Origin of the sequence: Halobacillus sp., assembly GCF_049282395.1 — a bacterium.
Lineage (GTDB): Bacteria > Bacillota > Bacilli > Bacillales > Halobacillaceae > Halobacillus.
On the sequence record NZ_JBAPTY010000177.1, the window covers coordinates 1 to 19,895 of the forward strand.

The window sequence follows — 19,895 nt, forward strand, 5'->3', positions numbered from 1 at the left end:
TGAACATGATCGGTGAGATCCCGCAGGGCTGTTAAGCCAGAGGAAGCTCAGCACAAGGGATGTTCGACTAAGATCGCCACGTCCTGTGGCAACGTCGAACGACCCTGCGTCGTGCAGGGCCGGAAAGCGAGTCGTTCCCCGCAGGACCTAACTCTCTCACTAGATATCTCGAAACTGAGTCTTACACAAACGGGAGCTTATCTTTAAATATCAACACTTAGAATCAGGATGGATCTGGAATAGAGCAGGATTCATCTTCGTACTCGATTTCTATAGTTACATGCTCCAGAGATATCGTATGAAGAATCTCTTTAATCCTTTCTTTCACATCACAGATTTCCTCTTTCGTTGCATCCTCCGGCACCACTACATGGGTGGAGAAGGCATGATTCTCACCGTCCATGGACCACAAGTGAGTGTGGTGTGTAGAGTTAATGTTCGGCACGGCATTGATTTTTTGAACGATATCTTCAAGGCTGATACTTTCCGGGACGCCTTCCAAAAACAGACGCATCGTTTTAATGAAATTCTTCACTACGTTATATAAAATAAATACTGTAATGGCAATGGAAGCAATAGGATCCAGAATAGGAAGATCCGTAAAAGCCATAACGATACTGACAACTAGAACCGCTGCCCAGCCAAGAACATCCTCAAGCAGATGCCAGCTTATGACTTTCTGGTTCATTGAGTCGCCCCCGCGGAGCCTGAAAACTGCTGCTCCATTAACGATAATTCCCAGTATCGCCAGAACAATCATCCCAGTAGTATTTGGCTGCTCTGGATTGAGAAGTCTTGGTATGGCTTCCGTTAAAATAAATACAGAACCAACAATTAATACGACACTGTTAATGAGAGCAGCTAGTAAAGAAAAACGCTTATATCCAAATGAGAACTCTTTAGATTGCTCTTTTTGGGAAAATTTCTGGAGAAACCATGCCAGACCAAGGGATAGAGAATCACCAAGATCATGTAACGCATCGGATAAAATGGCCATACTGTTGGTCATAATACCCCCAATGATTTCGATAATAGTAAAGAATAAATTTAGAAAGAAAGCAGTTTTAATCTTTCCTGTGGAAGAATCAATATGATGATGGTGATGATGTCCCATTAGATAAACCTCCTAATCAAATATATGAATATATGCTCATATATAATATAAAAAGCTGCCAAGGCGTGTCAACATGAAACAATACTAAGGAGCACAACACAGGATGGTCTTAGCTTCCCCTTATTCAGAAAGGGTATGAACAAGGAATACTATAAAAAAACTCCAGGAAGGCCCTGGAGTTTCTTATTTTTTTTCCGGATAGAAGCGCCGCTCAATAGCGTAGTACCCATAAAGATTATCAGTTGCAAGAGCAAGTCGCTTAACCTGATCCAGTAAAAATGTTTTATCAAGCTGATAAACTACTTTCTTCTCAATATGGTCAAGAGTGTTGTAAGCAAAATCCCATATGGACTGATGTTTGGAGGAATCAATAGACTCAGCAACCATAGCAAGAGCCCCGACAATTTCAGTAATGATTAAATGATTATCACCAGCATAGTGGCGGATATAACCAAAACCGCGATAAATATAATATTCAAATGTTTCATTTAAGAGTATAATTCTAACCTGTCCATCACTGTCGGTCAGATAAGGCGTGAAGGTAATATAGTCCTCAACTGTAAGCATTAATTCAGCCATTTGATGAATTGTATTTGTTGCTGTTTTAGGATCATCATTACCCAGGGACTTTATTCCAATTTCAGCTAATTTGTGCATCCCCATCTGAATGTCCTGCAGTTCAGTTTCTTTATGACCAATTTTAATCATACTATAGTAGAGTTCTTCGTCCACCAAATCAGCACCCGGTCCCCAGTAACTGATTAGCTTATTCGTCTGCAAAATATAATCTCCCACCTGTGAATGGAATTTAATGATTACATTGTCCTTGCGTGCCTGCTCAATCATACTCCTATAATCAACTAATTGAACATATCCTGACCTTCCTGCTACTATGGTTTCAGTATTTTCTTCGTAATCCTGCAGCAGATCGCCTGCCTGCTTGGTTCTGAAAGGCTCCAGGTCTTCGCTCAAAGTATTGTTGATCATCGCTTGGGAAGATTGTTTCATTGTTTCTGTAATATTGTGGACCTGCATCCATGTCGTGGCATGGTTAATGAAATAGATAAATGTAAGAGAAGCTATAAAGACTAATATTATCGTGATAATGGGGACGGCTACGAAATATTCGTAGGAAGTATTCCCAATGAATAAAAACACAAGCAGCACATACACAAAACTTCCATTAAAAATACCAAGAGCGTGCTGCGTTCGTCTATCTGCAACGAAGTTAATCAGCATTCGGGGTGAAAATTGCCCACTAAAGGTTGTAAGTACAACTAAGAGGGAGTTTAATGTGAAGGCGCTCAGTGTTAATAGACCGCCAATTAAGGTGCTGACCAGCATACGGGTTATTTCAGCATTAATTCGGAAAGATTGAAATGTATATTGCTCCAATTCTAAAACTAAATCAAGTACAAGAGTAATAGCAACAAACAGGATAGACGATGATATATAAATTAAAGGCATATACCATAAAGTCGATTGAACCTCTTGCTTGCGCTGCTGTTTAGTCATTTTAAAATATTTCTTAAGAGATACGGGTAATAAGTCCATCAGCATATAACGGTTTCCTCCTTTGCATATAAGGTACACGTTCCCTTCAAAGACTTGTATTAAAACTGTAAAATTATATTTGTAAAATAAAAATTTTGTCTTTTCATATTCACTTCCGATATAGTGGAGAGAAATAAGTGAAATAAGAGGTGGTCGCACTGAATTGGGTACAAAAAACTTACAAAGATCTTACAAAAGATGAATTGTATAACATACTTAAGCTAAGGGTTGAAGTCTTTGTTGTAGAGCAAGAATGTCCTTATCCTGAGGTCGATGGCCGTGATAAAGAATGTACGCATATCTGGTTAGAGGAAAATGGCAAACTCTTCGCTTACTGCCGGATCGTTCCCCCTGAGACAGAAGAAGATTATTATGCGATTGGTCGCGTCATTGTTATTAAAGAAAAACGCGGACATGGATATGCTAAAGAATTAATGGAAAGAGCTATTACGTTTTTGCGTGATGAATGGAAAGCGGAGCAAGTTTGGCTTCATGGACAAGAATATTTAAGAGGTTTTTACGGATCATTTGGCTTTAGAGAAGTAACTGATGTTTATTTGGAAGATAATATTCCTCATGTAGATATGCTTCTGAAATTTGATTGAGTTTCCACAATGTTGCAAGGGTTTAAGAAAGGAAAGAGAGTGGAACATACTACTCCACACAGTAAAATGGAGGTATAATATGAGTCCACAAACTTATTTTAAACAATATATTAATGGGGAATGGAAACCAGGTTCAAGCGAGAAACAGATTGAAAATATAAATCCATATACCGAACAGCCTATTACCACAATTCCTTCTGCCAATGAAGATGATTTAAATGAGGCTTACCGATCAGCTGAACAAGCTCAAAAAGACTGGGCGGACTTACTCCCAGTTAAGAAGCAGGCGTATTTTGACAGCTTGTTATCGGTAGTTAAGGAACGCAAAGATGAAATTATAGACTGGCTGGTGAAGGAAGCAGGCAGCACTCTGGTAAAAGCAGAAGTGGAATACCAGGCCGCAGTATCAATTATTAAAGAATCTTCCTCTTTTCCTACAAGGATGTCTGGCGAAATACTTCCTTCTAATACTCCCGGTAAAGAAAACCGGGTCTATCGTTATCCGAAAGGAGTCATAGGAGTAATTGGTCCGTGGAATTTTCCATTCCATTTAGCTATGAGGTCGATTGCTCCTGCGATTGCTACTGGAAACACAGTTGTGGCCAAACCAGCATCAGAATCTCCGGTTACTGCAGGATTACTGATTGCCGATTTATTTGAAGCAGCCGGATTTCCAGCAGGAGTGCTGAACGTAGTAGTAGGAAGAGGTTCAGAGATCGGGGATGCGTTTGTTACACACCCTGTACCTAAACTGGTTTCCTTTACTGGATCAACAGAAGTAGGCAGTCACATTGGAGAGCTTGCAGGTAAGCATATCAAAGATACGGCATTGGAGCTTGGAGGCAATAATGCTATGATTGTCCTTGATGATGCCGATGTAGAAAAAGCGGTAGAAGCGGCAGCCTTCGGAAGGTTCCTGCATCAGGGTGAAATTTGCATGTCCATCAATCGCTTGATCGTGCATGAACAGATTCATGATCAATTCGTGGAGGCTTTCAAAGAAAAAGTGGAAACCTTAAAAGTCGGTGACCCATCTGAAAAAGATACAACGGTTGGTCCGTTGATTAACCATGGGGCCATCGAGCGTATTCAGGAAGACTTACAGGCTTCCCTTGACCGTGGAGCCACCTTGCTTACAGGTGGTAATGCAGAAGGAAACATTATGCACCCTACTGTATTAACTAACGTTACCAATGACATGCCTATTGCAAGCAATGAAGTGTTCGGTCCTGTAATTGGAATCATTAAGGTTTCAAGTGAAGAAGAAGCCATTACAGTGGCGAATGATACTTCCTATGGATTAAGTGGTTCGGTATTCACAACCGATGTACACCGTGGTGTTGAAACAGCGAAACAGATCAACACGGGTATGATTCATGTGAATGATCAGTCTGTAAACGATGAAGCACATGTAGCTTTCGGCGGAGAGAAAAGTTCCGGACTTGGCCGCTTTGGAGGAGAGTGGGCTCTCGACAAATTTACAACTGTAAAATGGATCGGTGTCATGAATGGATATCGCAAATTTCCATTTTAATAAAGTAAATAAACGCCCTGAGCAAAGAAAAGCTCAGGGCGTTTTTCTATACAATATTATTTTTATCAGCGAATCTTTGGAATCTGGTTATAGCATCACGCAGTGTTTCTTCAGAGTTATTCAATCCAATTCGGACAAATCCTTCACCGTAATCACCAAATCCAATACCAGGGGCTACAAATATCCCGACTTGCTCGAGTAGAGCATCAGCGAATTCTTCAGAGGAATAGCCATTCGGTACATGAACCCACATGAAGAAAGACCCTTTGCATGGCTGGACCTGGTATCCGCTGCTTTTTAGACCTTCTAACAGTAAATCGCGTCGTGCTTCATAAGTAGCATTTAGCTCTTCGACACATTCCTGTGATTCTAACAAAGCCGTAGCAGAAGCTTCCTGCACAGCTCCGAAAAGGCTCACAAAATAGTGATCCTGGACAAGTTCCAATGCTTCAACCACACTTCGGTTTCCGACGGCAAACGCCACGCGCCATCCTGCCATATTATAGGTCTTGGACATGGTATAAATTTCGACTCCTACATCTTTGGCGCCGGGAACCTGCATGAAGCTTAACGGTTTTTCACCATCAAATCCGATGGCTCCATAAGCAAAGTCGTGGACCACACAAATATCATTGGACTCCGCGAGCTCGATGGTCTCTTCAAAAAAAGCCTGGTCAGCCACTGCCGAGGTTGGATTGTTGGGGTAATTAAGAAACATAAGTTTAGCCTGTTTAAGTACCTCTGGATCCATCGCGTCATAATCAGGCAGGAAGTTGTTCTTCTCTAGAAGCGGCATAGGTTCCATGACGGCATCAGTCATAGCTACTCCTGACCAGTAATCCGGATAGCCAGGATCAGGGACTAAGGCTGTATCACCCGGGTTCAGGAAGCATTGGCTCAACTCTACCAGTCCGCTTTTACTGCCAAATAGTATAGCTACTTCTGAAGAGGGATCAAGATCAACGTCATATTCTCGTTTGTAATACGTTGCCACAGCTTCTTTCAGAAAATCAAATCCTTGAAAAGGAGGGTACATATGGTATTCAGGGTTTTCGGCTGCTTTTTGCAGCGACTGTACAATATGTTCAGGGGTAGGCTGGTCAGGGTTACCTTGCCCAAGGTTCAGTACATCTTTTCCCTTTTGTTGCTGGAAATCGTTTAATTTCTTTACAAGCTTTGCAAAGAATTGGTCTGGTAAACGTTGAATGGCATCAGATTGCTTATATTGTTTCATTCTTTTCCACCTCGGCTTATTATTTGAATACTCTCACAACTGAATAATATGGATAGTGTAACATGTCTTTATCCGGATAGGGAATACTAGCCAGCAATATACATTAAGAAAACCAAACTAAATATTACATAGAAAAACCTAAATTTAAGATTTATTTTCAGTGGAAATTTTGCAGGTCAGTATTTTTGGGTATGCATAACTAGAAGAGAAAGAAGGAGTGGTAGGAATGAAAATTGTAATTTTAGGTGGAGACGCAGCAGGTATGAGTGCAGCCATGCAAATTGTACGTAATAGTGAGGGGAATGAAATTGTTGTTTTTGAAAAAGGAGAGATAACATCTTATGGTCAATGCGGCCTTCCTTATGTTGTAAGCGGCGACGTCAAATCGACAGATGATTTGATTGCCAGGGAGCCGCAGACCTTTCGCGATAAGTATGGAATTGATGTACGCACTTCTCACGAGGTTACAAAAGTAGACTGTGATCATAAAGTGGTTTATGGAGTCGATCATAAAACGAGCCAAGAGGTTGAAGAGTCTTACGACCGGCTGTTAATTGCAACAGGCGCAAGTCCGATTATACCTCCCTGGGAAGGTCGGCAGCTTGAGGGGATCTTTTCCTTAAAAACTATACCTGATGTGCAGGCTATTATGAACGACTTAAACCATTCTATTGAAAAAGTAACGATTATCGGCGGCGGCTATATTGGGTTGGAAATGGCAGAAAGTCTAGTTACTCTTGGTAAAAAAGTACGGATTATTGACCGTGGTGCCCAACTCGCAAAGATTTTTGATGAAGATATGGCTGACCTCATCCATGAAGAAGCAGAACGCCATGGAATAGAATTGAATTTGGGTGAGTCTGTTGAAGAATTTAGAGGGGGCCATCGAGTAGAATCGATCGTCACAGATAAAGGTGAATATGAAACTGATTTTGTACTGGCTGCTACAGGAGTCAATCCAAACACATCCTTTTTAGAAGGAACTGGAATTTCTAAAGGAGTGCAAGATTCGATCAGTGTCAATGCTTTTATGGAAACAAGTATAATGGACATTTATGCCGCGGGAGACTGCGCAGCACAGTATCACCGGCTGAAACAGAAACTGGATTATTTGCCTTTAGGGACTCACGCCAATAAACAAGGTCAGGTAGCAGGACTGAATATGGTGAACAAAAGAAAGGCGTTTCAAGGTGTAGTTGGCACTTCGATTTTAAAATTTTTCGACTTAACTCTTGGCCGCACTGGATTATCTGAAAAAGAAGCAGCCAGTGAATATATTCCTTACGATACGATTTCTATTAGCTCAACCCATGCAGCTGGATATTATTCTAAAAAGGATCCAATGACGCTTAAACTTATTTATAACAAAGAAAGCCGGGAACTGTTAGGTACTCAGATAATAGGCCATGCCGGTACGGACAAGCGGGTCGATGTTATTGCTACCGCCCTCTATCATCATATGACGATTGATGAGCTGGCTGATCTTGATCTTGCTTATGCGCCCCCTTATAACAGTGTTTGGGATCCTATTCAACAGGCAGCACGAAGAGCGTGAAGAAGGATCCAGGCATTCTGTTTCCGCACGGCGCTGTGGTAATATGGAAACAGGATTAACAATACAGGGGGATCTTTACGTTGAATAGGGAATTACTTCAAAAAGCAGAGCAGTTTATTTTTGAATGCTATGAAGAACTGGGACGGCCGGATGCCGGTGAAAGAATCAAAGAGATAGAAAGGTCAATTGAAGACTCAGGTACTTATCAGCATACTTTCGAAGAATTAGAATACGGTGCAAAAGTAGCATGGAGGAATAGTAACCGCTGCATTGGACGACTATTCTGGAACAGCTTACAAGTGTTTGACCAACGTCATTTGCAGGACGAAAAAGAGATACGGGATGCGGTGTATGAGCACATGAACTATGCCACGAATGGGGGCCGTATTCGATCGACTATTTCTGTGTTCAAACCGAAACAGGGGAATGATGAAATACGATTCTGGAACCATCAGCTGATCCGTTACGCAGGGTACGAAATAAACGGGGAGGTAGTGGGTGATCCAGCTTCTGTCGAGTTTACCCGGCAATGCGAAGATCTGGGCTGGCAGGGCGGAGGAGGAAGGTTCGATGTTCTGCCGCTTGTGGTACAAGTTGATGGTTCTAAGCCTCAATGGTTTGAAATTCCTGAAGAATACATTCTGGAAGTTCCTCTTCGTCATCCAGAGTATCAATGGTTTAGTAATTTTGGTCTGAAGTGGTATGCTGTGCCGTTTATTTCAGATATGCGTCTGGAAATCGGCGGTATTGACTATACAGCAGCACCCTTTAACGGTTGGTATATGGAAACTGAAATCGGTGCGAGAAACTTGGCTGATGAATTCCGTTATAATCTACTACCGGATGTAGCTGAAGCCATGGGCTTAAATACGAGAAGAAATACTTCCTTATGGAAAGACCGGGCGTTAATCGAATTGAACCAAGCGGTTCTCTATTCCTTTAAGCAGGATAAGGTGAGTATGGTTGATCATCATTCGGCTGCCCAGCAGTTTCAGCTTTTTGAAAAGAAAGAACGAACTTGCGGAAGAGAGCCAACAGGAGACTGGACTTGGCTGATCCCTCCCGTTTCTCCTGCGACGACTCATATCTTTCATTCGTCTTACACAGATCGGATGGACACGCCAAATTTCTTCTACCAAACAAAAGCATACGAAAAAACCCTTTAGATGAGTTCTAAAGGGTTTTTTTAGGTTATTCGTAGAGATCTGGTCTCCGGTCCTGAAAAATAGGAATTTGTTCACGGATAGCTTCTACATCCGTAAAATCTACTTCCCCATAAAGAATTTCTTCCTCACCTGATCCCTCTGCCACTACGTTTCCCCAGGGATCTACAATGATGGAATGCCCGCCAAACGTATTTGCAGCATCCGAACCTACACGATTGCATGCAATAACAAAGCACTGATTTTCAATAGCCCGACTGATTAACAGATTGCGCCAATGATCTACCCGGGGCTTTGGCCACTCTGCTACGACAAAAAGGGCTCTGGATCCATTAAGCATGTGAGTCCGCATCCACTCAGGAAAGCGAATGTCATAGCAAATAACACCAGCTGAGGGGACGCCGTTCAGTTCAAAGTTTCCCTTTTGGTTGCCGGAATGAAGATGCTTTTCTTCGTTCATTAATCGAAAGAGGTGAGCCTTACGGTACTTGGCAATGCGCTCGCCAGCGGAGTTGTAGGCAACAAACGTATTAAAGAAACGTCCCTCCTCGCGCTCCGCGATTGACCCAAGAATGGTCACCCGGTGTTTGGAAGAAAGGTCCATGAGGAGTTGGTGCGTCGGCCCGTCCATGGACTCGGCCAGTTCATCGAACCTGCTCAGATCGTACCCCGTTGTCCATAGTTCAGGAAGTACAATAATCTCACTTCCATTCCTGGCTGCTTCTTCAATTTTTTTGGTCGCATGTGCCCGGTTTGCTTCAGGGTCACCAAACGCGACATCCATCTGAATAATACCTGCTTTTACTGTCATATAATCACCTCGAACTTCTTTGTTTATCAAAAATCATACCATGAATTTACCTGAGTATGAAACGTTTTCAGACATGCTACAATAATAAATAGATGAACAGGATAGAAAGGATGGTAGAGATGTTTGAATTATTTCTACCGATGCTTGAACGTTTGGGCATCATTGTTACCGTTGCTTTTATAATAACAAGATTTAGATTCTTCCGGGAACTTATTGACCGTAAAGCCTTAAATCGAAAACAGCATTATATGGCAATTGCTTTTTTTGGACTGTTTGGAATAATTGGTACCTACACAGGAATTACTTATGATACCCAATCATTCGAATTCGGAAGTTGGGCTTATGAACTGAATGAGTCCGAAGCCATTGCAAACTCTAGAGTAATAGGGATCGTAGCTGCCGGGTTATTTGGTGGATATCGAATCGGAGCTGGGGCAGGCTTGATAGCTGGGTTACACCGATTCTCTCTAGGGGGGTTCACAGGATTAGCATGTGGAATTTCGGCTATTGTAGCAGGTATTATTGCTGGGTTTTTTCATAAAAAGGATCAGCCATTAAAGTTGAAAACAGCCCTTCTGGTTGGAGGTCTGGCTGAAACTATTCAAATGGGGATTATTCTAGGATTCGCACAACCTTTTGAGAGAGCATGGGAACTTGTCCAGGAAATAGGACTGCCGATGATTGTGGCCAATGGGCTTGGCTCTGCGCTGTTTTTATTAATTATTCGAAACGTACTAAACGAGGAGGAAAAAGCCGGTGCTCTTCAAGCTCAGAAAGCATTAAAGCTTGCTGAATCCACCGTTTCACACCTTCGTCAGGGGTTAACGGAGAATTCTGCCCAAAAAGCCTGTCAGATTATCTATGAAGAAGTGGGGGTAAGCGCTATTTCAATGACGGATAAAGAGTATATTCTTGCTCATGTCGGACAGGCAGATGACCATCACCAGGCGGGGAGCACCATTCAAACGCTCGCTACGCGTGAAGTTATTCAAAAAGGAGAGATGGTCATCGCCGGACACAGGGATATTAGCTGTGACCATACCGGATGTCCTTTAGGGGCAGCTGTAATTGCTCCTTTAAAACGAAAAAATGAAACAGTCGGTACTTTAAAGTTTTATGTTCGTTCCGAAAAAGAAATCTCAAATGTATTGATTGAGCTGATCCAGGGACTAAGTGCGCTGCTTGGTCAGCAGCTGGAAATCGCTGAAGCAGAAAAAGCACAGGAACTGGCGCGCGAAGCTGAGGTAAAAGCTTTGCAGGCCCAGGTTAATCCGCATTTTTTGTTTAATTCCTTGAATGTAATTGTCTCACTCACCCGCACGGAACCTGATAGGGCGAGGTCTTTGCTTATTGCTTTATCTAAGTTCTTTCGACAAAACCTTGGGGCAACTACAAAAAGGTGGACATCTCTTGCGGAGGAGCTATCACACGTGAAGGCTTATCTATTAATTGAAGAAACACGGTTTGTCGATAAACTTCATGTACACTACGATATAGAGGACCAAGCCCTCTCGGCAAAGATTGCGCCCCTTACCTTGCAGCCCTTAGTAGAAAATTGCATTAAGCATGGAATAAAAGATCAAGAGGGCGAGTCGGAGATTATGATTCAGATTAAATATCTGTCAGAGGGAGTCCGTGTATCCGTTAAAGACAACGGAAGCGGAATACTGCCGGAGCGACTTCATCATTTAGGTTTAGAAGAAGTTACGTCTGAAATAGGCACAGGGCTGGGCTTATACAACGTAAACAAACGACTGGAATTGTTACACGGAAAAAATTCTAAGCTGCAAATAGAAAGTGAGCCTGGGCAAGGAACGAGGATTTCTTTCCTCATTCCTCATAATAAAGAGGAGGTGTCGGCATGAAAGGACCCATTCAGGCGCTAGTGGTAGATGATGAGCGCTTCAGCCGTGAAGAATTAATTTACCTGTTAAAGCAACACGAGGCTATTCAGGTGATAGGAGAAGCAGAGTCGGGTGACACGGCTATTATGAAAGTCCTTCAACTACAGCCGGATGTTCTGTTTTTAGACGTGGAAATGCCCCGGATGGATGGAATGGAGGTGGCAAAGGCTGTTCAGGAATTGAAAAAGGTTCCTAAGATTGTTTTTGCTACAGCCTATCCAGATTTTGCTGTGGATGCCTTTCGACACGACGCCATCGATTACCTTCTTAAGCCCTTTGACGAAACACAACTAAAAGATGCAGTGGTTAAATTAGAAAAGAGATTCGCTCCTCAAATGGATGCTTCTCAAACGCTCAACCCACCGCCTTCAAAGCTTGCTGTAGAAGGGGAAGATAATATTCACTATCTTAATCCTGAAAACATTTTGTACGTTTATCGCGAGGAGCGGTGGACCAAGATTGTAGGGAAACCCCACACCTATAAAACAAGGGCTCCATTAAAGGAAATAGAACATCGTTTAAGAGGTTTCCCATTTTTTCGCATTCATAAGAGTTATCTCGTAAACTTAGATTACGTGGACAGGCTGACACCGTGGTTTAATGGCGCTTATCAATTAGAACTGCAGGGCAGAGAAGAAAAGCTATCGGTCAGCCGAAATTATGTTAAAGATTTAAGAAAACAATTAGAACTTTAAAACCCCGATCTGTTTTTTAGACCGGGTTTTTTACATGTTAACCAGAATTTTCGACATGTTAATCAAAAACCCTCTGGATGTAAGCGTTATCTTGTTATGATCGTTGTAAGCGATTACAAGAATAGAACGAAGGAGGAACTTTTTGTGATTACGTTTCTAATCAGTATCGGACTTTTAATCATTGGTTATTTCACGTACGGGAAATATGTTGAAAAAATATTCGGGGTAAATAAGAGCAGAACGACACCGGCTTATTCTCACAGTGATGGTGTGGATTACCTGCCGATGAATCAAAAGAAGAATGCTTTAATACAATTATTAAATATAGCTGGGGTAGGACCTATATTTGGTCCTATATTAGGAGCGCTTTATGGACCAGTGGCATTTCTCTGGATTGTTCTTGGTGCCATCTTTGCCGGGGCTGTTCATGACTATCTTACTGGAATGATTTCCATTCGTAATCGAGGGGCTCACTTGCCAGAACTGGCTGGGAAGTTCCTTGGGAAAGTAATGAAGCACGTCGTTAACGCATTTTCTATCTTACTATTGCTTCTAGTCGGGACAGTGTTCGTTACGGCTCCAGCTGATTTGCTTCATAACATGACGAGCAGCTGGCTGAGTCTGCCAATTATCCTGTTTGCCATCTTTGCTTATTACTTATTAGCAACGATGCTGCCAATCGATAAGATTATTGGACGTTTCTATCCGATTTTCGGAGCTCTGCTTTTAATCAGTGCTATTGGGGTAGGAGTATCATTGGTTGTAACGGGAGCACCAATTCCTGAACTGACTTTAACCAATATGCACCCGGATAATGCACCTATTTTTCCTTTATTATTTTTAACCATCTCATGTGGGGCACTGTCAGGATTCCATGCTACACAAACCCCAATTATTTCACGTACGACTCAGCAGGAAAAACAAGGCCGTCGCATTTTCTATGGAATGATGATTGCTGAAGGGATTATTGCTATGATCTGGGCAGCCGCAGCTATGAGCTTGTTCAACGGTTCAGGAGGTCTGAACGAAGTATTGGCAAGCGGTGGACCTGCAGCCGTTGTCAGTGAAGTCTCCGTGGCTATGCTTGGTGCTGTCGGAGGAACGCTGGCTATACTTGGTGTTATTATTCTGCCAATCACTTCGGGAGATACAGCTTTCCGCAGTGCCCGTATGATTATTGCAGATTATATCAAAGTATCCCAGAAGAAAATTATGAGCCGTGTTTGGATTGCTGTTCCGATGTTTGTCATTTCATTCGCGTTGACTCGTATAGACTTCACCCTTTTATGGAGATATTTCTCCTGGGCGAACCAGTCGACAGCGGTTATTGCCCTATGGGTAGGTGCTATGTACTTGTTTTTATCTCGAAAAAATTACTTTATTGCCGCTATACCAGCCACGTTTATGACTATGGCAACCTTTACGTATATTATTAATGCTCCGATTGGGTTCAATCTTCCTTTGAATATATCTTATCTATTAGCAGCTATTATTACAGTTGCGATTGTCACAGCTTTTTTCATTGCCGCGCGCCGTGGCTTAAGCAAGGATATTCCATTAGAAGAAGATTTAAAACCAACAGCCTGATAAAAGAGGTCAAACATCCATCAGAGAGATCTGGTGGATGTTTTTATATGTCCTGAACTTCACTTCCCTAAAGTCCCCATTAATGTGGAATAGTGTATGTCAGCCGTTCCATGAGAATCCTACAATGTCCTTTTAACTTCACCTTTTTAATAAGGTTTGTAATTTTAATAAAAGTTATTACAATATAGGGCCGTTTAGTTGAAGACTCGAGTTCGAGATAATCTGGGCCCGTTGCCAAAAATTTGATGAGGGTGGCTGCGGAAACAACTCGCTTTCCTGCGCCCCTACACGATGTAGGGTCGATCGACGTTGCCACAGGACGTGGCGATTTTAGTCGATCCTCTTTTTTACCAGAAGCCTTCTCAGTCGTTAACACTCCTTGTGGGGTCTCGCCTAGCTCCTTCTCCCGCGGGAGTCTCGTCGTTTCCTTAGCCCCCCCTGAGATTGAAGAGTGAACGGACCCTTCTATAAGCGATAGATACTTAATCCGCCTCAAATACTTCTATAGCGGGATTCATCCAGGTGGACAAGCTCGTTCTTTAAAGAAGTCTCCACCATAAACCAGAGTATTTCAAACATGATTTCGAGATCCCTATTTCGCAAGGTCCGGAGGGGGACGATGAAGACTCCTGTGGGATGAACATGATCGGTAAGATCCCGGAAGGCGAAGCCTGAGGAAGCTTACCACATGCCCACGGAAAGCGAAATCGTCCCCCGCAGGACCTGATTCTCACAAAAGTCTCGAAACTGAGTCTTAAACAAACGGGAGCTTATCTTTAATACTTAACACTATACCTTAAAAGAGAAATTATCTTTTAAGGTCGCTTTCTGAGACATTAAATGTCCTAAATTTGTTAATCAAAGAGGGTTTTGTGAATATCTGTTCCTTATTCAGGGTATGGTTGTTGTAGGATAATTGAAAGGAGAGGTAGATAATATGAGTAAAGCTATTCAAAATGATCAAGGAAGATTTTATATAGGCGATCAGGGTAACCCTGATGCACATCTGGATTTTGAAGAACACGGAGATACTATGAAAATCTTAAGTACCGTTGTTGTACCTTCTGAAAGAGAGAACGGTCTTGGAAGTGACTTAGTTGATCATGCTGTTAACTACGCGAGAGAAAATAAACTTGTAATTGAACCTGTATGCTCCTTCGCCCATGAGGTGATTAAAGATACTCCAGAATACCACGTGGTTTGGAAAAAATAGTGAAGAACACTGACTAATCAAAGTTGTGATTTTCATCGTTTCTTCCTCTGGATAATAAGTGATGAATAAACTAACCAGATAAATAGAGAGGGGGATACACATGAAGAGAGCAATGCTGATTGTCAATCCTTCATCCGGAAAAGAAGAAGCAGTAGATTATGTAGAAAAAATTGAAGAGATCTTAAATGGTAAAGGATATGAAGTTAAAGTATCTCAAACTGAAAAAGAACTCGATGCTATGAAATATTGTCAAACCGCTTGTAGGGATGAATTTGATTTGGTGGTCTCTTTAGGCGGAGACGGAACATTGAATGAGACGATAAATGGAATGGTGGATCAGACCCATCGTCCTTTACTGGGCATCGTCCCACTTGGGACTGTAAATGATTTTGCAAGAGCTCTTAATATTCCTTTAGAGCCCGATAAAGCCGTGGATGTGCTTAGCTCGGATCGCTCGAAAAAAGTAGACATTGGTCAATTTAACGATCGTTTTTTCGTGAATATTGTAGCTGTAGGTGCTTTAGCTGAGGCTACTTATGAGGTCACTCCAGACCAAAAAACCAAATTTGGCCCGCTCGCTTATGCTATGGAAGGGTTAAAAACCTTATCTGGCGATACCGGTTATCCTTTAAGGATTGAATATGAAGATAAAGTTTGGGAAGGAGAATCTTTTCTTTTCCTTGCTGCCCTAACAAATTCCACAGCAGGATTAGAAAATCTCTCGCCTCAGGCTGAAGTAAACGATGGAATCTTACATTGTTACGTTATTAAAAATGTGAACCTCGTTAACCTGGCTACTATTGTATCGTCTGTCCTGCGAGGAAATCTTAAAGATCAGAGTGATGTAGAGTATTTTACCGCTCAGAACTTGGAAATAACGTCTTCCGAAAACCTGGTTACGAATGTAGACGGAGAAGAAGGAGATTCACTTCCAGTATCTATTCATGTTAAACCATCGCATATCGATGTAATTGTGGAATAACGAAAAGCTGTCTCAGAATTTGCTGAGACAGCTTTTTGTGTTTTAGTGGTGTTTATGCTTATAGAATAGACTGAAAAGTGCTGAGAATATGATGACGAATGAGAATAAGGCCAATCCAATTGCCCCTACGTAGAAGAACAATGCTGAAAAGAAATCATTGTTGGCTACTGCCCCAAATTCAGATAGCCAGAGTAAAAAGAAACTCGCCACTACCGCTGCTAAGTACCCAAATAAAGAATTATCACATTTAAATCCAACCATGTGCACCCCTCCTTTACTAACAATATATGTACTTTCAATTGCCAATATTTCTGAACGTTGAAAATTTTTTGTTACTCAGTAAGGGCGTTTGGTGGACAAGCTGAGGTATAAATGAAAATGACGAGTGAGAGCGAAAATGGACAAAAAAAACCCCTCTTTGAAGACCAAAGAGAGGCATGGCAGTGCGCTTCTAAATGAAGGGAGACATGCCATGAAAGCTACAGGTCTATTTTTCCTGGCGGGGAAAAATAGATAGGGTGATTCGACGTAAGAGACAAAAGAGAGAACAGATATAAGTCCAGTAAAACGGAATAGCCATCTTTGCAGACCATAAATCTTTATTAAATAACTATTATCGAGGGAATGAAATAGTTAATTATCTCTTTTGATATTATTATTGTATCATTGATCACCTGCCTTCTGCTTTGGGAAAAAGCCTTGCCAAAACTTTAAATCATTTGTGTTTTTTTGATCGTTTTTTCTCAACTTTTGGATTCAAATGGAAAAAAAGGTATTATTTTGACGAATTTCGTTGTAGGAAGCAGGAGGATGAGGTAAACTTTAGTTACTAATGTACAATGAGGTGGATGTATGAATTTTGGCAGCTTGGATTTATTGATTCAAATGCAGACCATTTCTATGATGAGCCTTTATTCAAATAACAATCAAAACAAAAATGAAAACAGTAGGGATATGACTTTCCAAAATTTATTGGAGGCAGCCTTCTCGCAACCTCCGTCAACAAGTACTACTCAACAACAGGCCAGAGTAACCAGCTTTACAACATTTCAGGTGCAGCCGATAAATATGGAGTCCAGTAAACAATCCCAAGAAACTACTGGTTCTGATGACAACCGTAAAGCAGGTAAATTGAGTCAATCAGAAGAATCAAAACAAGTAAAAGAAATAGATAGTACAAAAGGAAAAGACCAGAATATTGATCAAATTATTAATCAAGCTTCCCAACATTACGGAGTAGATGAAAAGCTGATTCGATCAGTTGTTCAGTCAGAATCCAATTTTGACCCTGACGTGGTCAGCCACGCTGGGGCACAGGGGCTTATGCAGCTGATGCCCGCAACGGCCGAAGGACTAGGGGTGAAAAATCCATTTAATCCTGAAGAGAATGTGATGGGCGGTACAAAATACTTAAAACAGATGCTCGATCGTTATGATGGGAACTCCCGTTTAGCGCTCGCTGCTTATAACGCCGGACCCGGAAATGTAGATAAATACGGAGGGGTTCCGCCATTTCAGGAAACTCAAAATTATGTAAGTAAAGTATTATCTCATGTATAAAAAGCCTTGCCACTTTTAGTGGCAAGGCTTTTACTTATCCAATTCGATCTCTTGACTCATTTGCATGTACTGATTAAATACTTTAATCATTTCCTGAAGACGGTTTCGTACGTCTTCATCAATCAGTTCACCTTGAGTGGAGAAGTGATTTGTGTGAGTGTACACGTAATTAGGTGTAACCATGCACCTAAAGTAGTTTAGAATCGGCTTAAGCTGGTTTTCGATGACCAGATGGTGTTGCAAGGTTCCACCGTTCGCTACAATGGATACGGGTTTATATCGCATAGCAAGCGGGGATACAGCATCAAACACATTCTTTAAAGTTCCTGGTATCGAACCTTGGAATATAGGAGCCGCAATAACATAAGCGTTTGCATTCTCTACTTCTTTAATGAGCTGCTTCATGTCTTCATTATATTCGTCGGTCGGACGGCCATCTACAAATTGCAGTTCATAGTTTTCTAAATCAATGATTTTTGTTTCGTGGGATTCCGGCAGCATTTGAATGTATTTATCAATTTCATCGAGTAAAGTCCTCGTTTTCTTTCCGACTATGGTACCATTCAGTAATAGGATTTTCATTAAAGATTTCTCCCCTTTATCTCTTCCGGCATTCTTTATAAAAAAGGTTGCAGCAGGTATATATGTAACGATCACAACCAAGAGCAGGAACTTTTCTTTTTATGTTAAAGCATACGTTTTAATTAAGCAATTGTGACTGTAGGAGTAAAAATCAGTGCCTTCAGGGTATAGAAATGAACAAGGGAAAGGAGGAGGCTGATGCTCAGATTATGGCGCAGGATTAAATTTGTCTTCAATGTAAGGAAATCAGTGCCGTTTATGCTGCGTTTCTTTCGTTCCAAAGAAGTAAGCGCAAGAAAAAAGTGGCTTTCGGTATTGTTCCTTTTTGGTTATATCCTCTTTCCATGGGATGTGATTCCTGACTTCTTGGTTTTATTCGGAATATTTGATGATTTAACAGTATTTACTTATATTACTCAATGGATGGTTAAGACTGCTCCACCTTCTTTAAAAGAAGATTTTAGAATTGAAGAACGGTAGCGAGGTTTAGAGGTCATGAATTTGAGGTAAACCTATGTTGTGAATGATTATAATAAAATCAAGGAGTGATGATATTGAGTAACGTAATGTTTACTGCTCATGCAACAGCGCAAGGCGGACGTAATGGCCATGTTAAATCTGATGATGGTTTAATCGATCTAAACCTTGTAATGCCTGGTGAAGGTGACGAAAAAGGATCTAATCCTGAACAGCTATTTGCTGCAGGCTACTCCGCTTGCTATGATGGCGCATTAAACCTGGTTGCAAGCAAGAAGAAGAAAGATATCGATTCTGAAATCACTGCTGATGTAAGTTTACTAAAAGATGAATCAGATAACGGCTTTAAAGTAGGTGTGGTTCTGAACGTTCAAGTTAAAGGAGTTTCTCAAGAAGAAGCGGAAGAGCTTGCTCAAGAAGCGCATAAAGTTTGCCCGTACTCTAAAGCAACAAGCGGCAATATTGATGTAGAAATTAATACTAAAGCCGTATAATAAACCTATAGAAACACCTCCAGAACATAATCTGGAGGTGTTTTTTTGTGGGTAAAAGTATAAACTTTAACTTGTAGAGGGTCTATAAGCGTTTTCAATTCATATGTGGGACACGTTTGTGGTATTTTATAGTCGAAGGAGATGTCTTTATATGAAAATAACAGATGGAGCTAGAGATTTGTTACTTCAGATTCTCGAAGAAGAAGAGGCCGCCTGTTTACGTTTGTACTTTGCAGGATATGGATGTGGAGAGCCTGACATTGGAATGACAATTGGTGAGCCTGAAGCGGATGATGAATTGTATCATTTAAACGCTATTCCAGTAGCGATTGATAAACGAATTGAACACTTGACCACAGAGTTAACCATTGAAGGGAAACAAACGATGGAGGGACCTAAGTTTCAGATGATCGGCTTACCCGAAAAGGACTGCTAAGCAAAAAAACAACCCACATGACTAGAATGTGGGTTTATTTAAAATGTTCTATAAAACGTATTTTATTGTTGATTTTCCCTAAAGGTTTATTCCACTAAAAGGCCGGTTACTGTAAGACTCAGTTTCGAGATAACTTGGGTCCGTTACGATATGAGAAAGGGGTTGATGGGGAAATAACTCGCTTTCCTATGGGGGAACGGTGAGCTTCCTCGCTCGTTTCACTCTCTGCGGGATCTCACCTAGTTCCTTCTCCCATGGGAGTCTCGCTATTTCCCCATCAACCCAACTTTATTAAGAAGAACGGATCCTTCGGAAAGAGAGGATCCTTCCCTCCTTAAACTGCCTGAAATGCTTATATAACAGACTATCCCGCATAGTTCAGCCTGAAAAAGTCT

19 protein-coding genes are annotated in these 19,895 nt (G+C 41.5%); 13 read left to right on the forward strand and 6 right to left on the reverse strand.

Features of this window, described 5'->3' with window-relative positions; translation table 11 throughout:
* Positions 1-223: 223 nt before the first annotated feature.
* The gene (locus tag WAM07_RS08090) at positions 224-1,114 is read right to left on the reverse strand and encodes a cation diffusion facilitator family transporter (RefSeq protein WP_422165977.1); all 891 of its coding nucleotides are present in this window, start codon (positions 1,112-1,114) and stop codon (positions 224-226) included.
* Positions 1,115-1,297: 183 nt separating this feature from the next.
* Entirely contained in the window at positions 1,298-2,674 is a 1,377-nt protein-coding gene (locus WAM07_RS08095; protein ID WP_422165978.1) for a DUF2254 domain-containing protein, read from the reverse strand.
* A 152-nt stretch (positions 2,675-2,826) separates the two neighbouring features.
* Here WAM07_RS08095 and WAM07_RS08100 point away from each other — a divergent pair, with 152 nt between their 5' ends.
* Together WAM07_RS08100 and WAM07_RS08105 are read left to right on the forward strand one after the other, a co-directional pair.
* The gene (locus WAM07_RS08100) at positions 2,827-3,273 is read left to right on the forward strand and encodes a GNAT family N-acetyltransferase (RefSeq protein ID WP_422165994.1); all 447 of its coding nucleotides are present in this window, start codon (positions 2,827-2,829) and stop codon (positions 3,271-3,273) included.
* Positions 3,274-3,352: 79 nt separating this feature from the next.
* Entirely contained in the window at positions 3,353-4,807 is a 1,455-nt protein-coding gene (locus tag WAM07_RS08105; protein ID WP_422165979.1) for an aldehyde dehydrogenase family protein, read from the forward strand.
* 46 nt (positions 4,808-4,853) lie between these two features.
* Here the strand turns inward: WAM07_RS08105 and WAM07_RS08110 are convergent, their stop codons facing one another.
* The gene (locus WAM07_RS08110) at positions 4,854-6,041 is read right to left on the reverse strand and encodes a pyridoxal phosphate-dependent aminotransferase (RefSeq protein ID WP_422165980.1); all 1,188 of its coding nucleotides are present in this window, start codon (positions 6,039-6,041) and stop codon (positions 4,854-4,856) included.
* Between the two features lie 226 nt (positions 6,042-6,267).
* Here WAM07_RS08110 and WAM07_RS08115 point away from each other — a divergent pair, with 226 nt between their 5' ends.
* Together WAM07_RS08115 and WAM07_RS08120 are read left to right on the forward strand one after the other, a co-directional pair.
* Positions 6,268-7,596 carry an FAD-dependent oxidoreductase gene (locus WAM07_RS08115; RefSeq protein WP_422165981.1) on the forward strand — a complete coding sequence of 443 codons (1,329 nt, stop codon included), beginning with the start codon at positions 6,268-6,270 and terminating at the stop codon, positions 7,594-7,596.
* Between the two features lie 80 nt (positions 7,597-7,676).
* The gene (locus WAM07_RS08120) at positions 7,677-8,762 is read left to right on the forward strand and encodes a nitric oxide synthase oxygenase (RefSeq protein ID WP_422165982.1); all 1,086 of its coding nucleotides are present in this window, start codon (positions 7,677-7,679) and stop codon (positions 8,760-8,762) included.
* Positions 8,763-8,787: 25 nt separating this feature from the next.
* Here WAM07_RS08120 and WAM07_RS08125 read toward each other — a convergent pair whose 3' ends face one another.
* Entirely contained in the window at positions 8,788-9,570 is a 783-nt protein-coding gene (locus WAM07_RS08125; RefSeq protein WP_422165983.1) for a carbon-nitrogen family hydrolase, read from the reverse strand.
* A 119-nt stretch (positions 9,571-9,689) separates the two neighbouring features.
* Between WAM07_RS08125 and WAM07_RS08130 the strand changes: the two genes are divergently transcribed.
* The 5 genes from WAM07_RS08130 (at position 9,690) to WAM07_RS08150 (ending at position 15,951) form a co-directional block, all read left to right on the forward strand.
* On the forward strand, positions 9,690-11,435 hold the full coding sequence (locus WAM07_RS08130) for a LytS/YhcK type 5TM receptor domain-containing protein (RefSeq protein WP_422165984.1): 1,746 nt from the start codon (positions 9,690-9,692) through the stop codon (positions 11,433-11,435).
* Positions 11,432-12,169: a LytR/AlgR family response regulator transcription factor gene (locus WAM07_RS08135; RefSeq protein WP_422165985.1), complete on the forward strand. Its 738-nt coding sequence runs from the start codon at positions 11,432-11,434 to the stop codon at positions 12,167-12,169. Before WAM07_RS08130 ends, WAM07_RS08135 begins: the two co-directional genes overlap by 4 nt.
* A 144-nt stretch (positions 12,170-12,313) precedes the next feature.
* On the forward strand, positions 12,314-13,756 hold the full coding sequence (locus tag WAM07_RS08140) for a carbon starvation protein A (protein ID WP_422165986.1): 1,443 nt from the start codon (positions 12,314-12,316) through the stop codon (positions 13,754-13,756).
* Positions 13,757-14,693: 937 nt separating this feature from the next.
* On the forward strand, positions 14,694-14,969 hold the full coding sequence (locus tag WAM07_RS08145) for a GNAT family N-acetyltransferase (protein WP_422165987.1): 276 nt from the start codon (positions 14,694-14,696) through the stop codon (positions 14,967-14,969).
* A gap of 100 nt (positions 14,970-15,069) precedes the next feature.
* Positions 15,070-15,951: a diacylglycerol/lipid kinase family protein gene (locus WAM07_RS08150; protein ID WP_422165988.1), complete on the forward strand. Its 882-nt coding sequence runs from the start codon at positions 15,070-15,072 to the stop codon at positions 15,949-15,951.
* A gap of 42 nt (positions 15,952-15,993) precedes the next feature.
* Here WAM07_RS08150 and WAM07_RS08155 read toward each other — a convergent pair whose 3' ends face one another.
* The gene (locus WAM07_RS08155) at positions 15,994-16,212 is read right to left on the reverse strand and encodes a hypothetical protein (RefSeq protein ID WP_422165989.1); all 219 of its coding nucleotides are present in this window, start codon (positions 16,210-16,212) and stop codon (positions 15,994-15,996) included.
* A 591-nt stretch (positions 16,213-16,803) separates the two neighbouring features.
* Here WAM07_RS08155 and WAM07_RS08160 point away from each other — a divergent pair.
* Entirely contained in the window at positions 16,804-17,511 is a 708-nt protein-coding gene (locus WAM07_RS08160) for a lytic transglycosylase domain-containing protein (RefSeq protein WP_422165990.1), read from the forward strand.
* Positions 17,512-17,541: 30 nt separating this feature from the next.
* Here the strand turns inward: WAM07_RS08160 and WAM07_RS08165 are convergent, their stop codons facing one another.
* Positions 17,542-18,093 carry an NADPH-dependent FMN reductase gene (locus WAM07_RS08165; RefSeq protein WP_422165991.1) on the reverse strand — a complete coding sequence of 184 codons (552 nt, stop codon included), beginning with the start codon at positions 18,091-18,093 and terminating at the stop codon, positions 17,542-17,544.
* A 198-nt stretch (positions 18,094-18,291) separates the two neighbouring features.
* Between WAM07_RS08165 and WAM07_RS08170 the strand changes: the two genes are divergently transcribed.
* The 3 genes from WAM07_RS08170 to WAM07_RS08180 all read left to right on the forward strand — a co-directional run bounded on the left by WAM07_RS08170 (position 18,292) and on the right by WAM07_RS08180 (position 19,500).
* Positions 18,292-18,573, forward strand: coding sequence for a YkvA family protein (locus WAM07_RS08170; RefSeq protein WP_422165992.1), 282 nt, complete (start codon positions 18,292-18,294; stop codon positions 18,571-18,573).
* Between the two features lie 74 nt (positions 18,574-18,647).
* Complete coding sequence (locus tag WAM07_RS08175) at positions 18,648-19,064, forward strand: organic hydroperoxide resistance protein (RefSeq protein WP_422165993.1); 417 nt, start codon at positions 18,648-18,650, stop codon at positions 19,062-19,064.
* Positions 19,065-19,215: 151 nt separating this feature from the next.
* Entirely contained in the window at positions 19,216-19,500 is a 285-nt protein-coding gene (locus WAM07_RS08180) for a hypothetical protein (protein ID WP_089752295.1), read from the forward strand.
* The last annotated feature ends 395 nt before the right edge of the window (positions 19,501-19,895 follow it).

Bases quoted from the DNA above. Each gene is read 5' to 3' on its own strand.
- WAM07_RS08090 (WP_422165977.1), bottom strand. From the start codon at position 1,114: ATGGGACATCATCACCATCATCATATTGATTCTTCCACAGGAAAGATT.
- WAM07_RS08095 (WP_422165978.1), bottom strand. From the start codon at position 2,674: ATGCTGATGGACTTATTACCCGTATCTCTTAAGAAATATTTTAAAATG.
- WAM07_RS08105 (WP_422165979.1), top strand. From the start codon at position 3,353: ATGAGTCCACAAACTTATTTTAAACAATATATTAATGGGGAATGGAAA.
- WAM07_RS08110 (WP_422165980.1), bottom strand. From the start codon at position 6,041: ATGAAACAATATAAGCAATCTGATGCCATTCAACGTTTACCAGACCAA.
- WAM07_RS08115 (WP_422165981.1), top strand. From the start codon at position 6,268: ATGAAAATTGTAATTTTAGGTGGAGACGCAGCAGGTATGAGTGCAGCC.
- WAM07_RS08125 (WP_422165983.1), bottom strand. From the start codon at position 9,570: ATGACAGTAAAAGCAGGTATTATTCAGATGGATGTCGCGTTTGGTGAC.
- WAM07_RS08130 (WP_422165984.1), top strand. From the start codon at position 9,690: ATGTTTGAATTATTTCTACCGATGCTTGAACGTTTGGGCATCATTGTT.
- WAM07_RS08135 (WP_422165985.1), top strand. From the start codon at position 11,432: ATGAAAGGACCCATTCAGGCGCTAGTGGTAGATGATGAGCGCTTCAGC.
- WAM07_RS08145 (WP_422165987.1), top strand. From the start codon at position 14,694: ATGAGTAAAGCTATTCAAAATGATCAAGGAAGATTTTATATAGGCGAT.
- WAM07_RS08150 (WP_422165988.1), top strand. From the start codon at position 15,070: ATGAAGAGAGCAATGCTGATTGTCAATCCTTCATCCGGAAAAGAAGAA.
- WAM07_RS08155 (WP_422165989.1), bottom strand. From the start codon at position 16,212: ATGGTTGGATTTAAATGTGATAATTCTTTATTTGGGTACTTAGCAGCG.
- WAM07_RS08160 (WP_422165990.1), top strand. From the start codon at position 16,804: ATGAATTTTGGCAGCTTGGATTTATTGATTCAAATGCAGACCATTTCT.
- WAM07_RS08165 (WP_422165991.1), bottom strand. From the start codon at position 18,093: ATGAAAATCCTATTACTGAATGGTACCATAGTCGGAAAGAAAACGAGG.
- WAM07_RS08170 (WP_422165992.1), top strand. From the start codon at position 18,292: ATGCTCAGATTATGGCGCAGGATTAAATTTGTCTTCAATGTAAGGAAA.
- WAM07_RS08180 (WP_089752295.1), top strand. From the start codon at position 19,216: ATGAAAATAACAGATGGAGCTAGAGATTTGTTACTTCAGATTCTCGAA.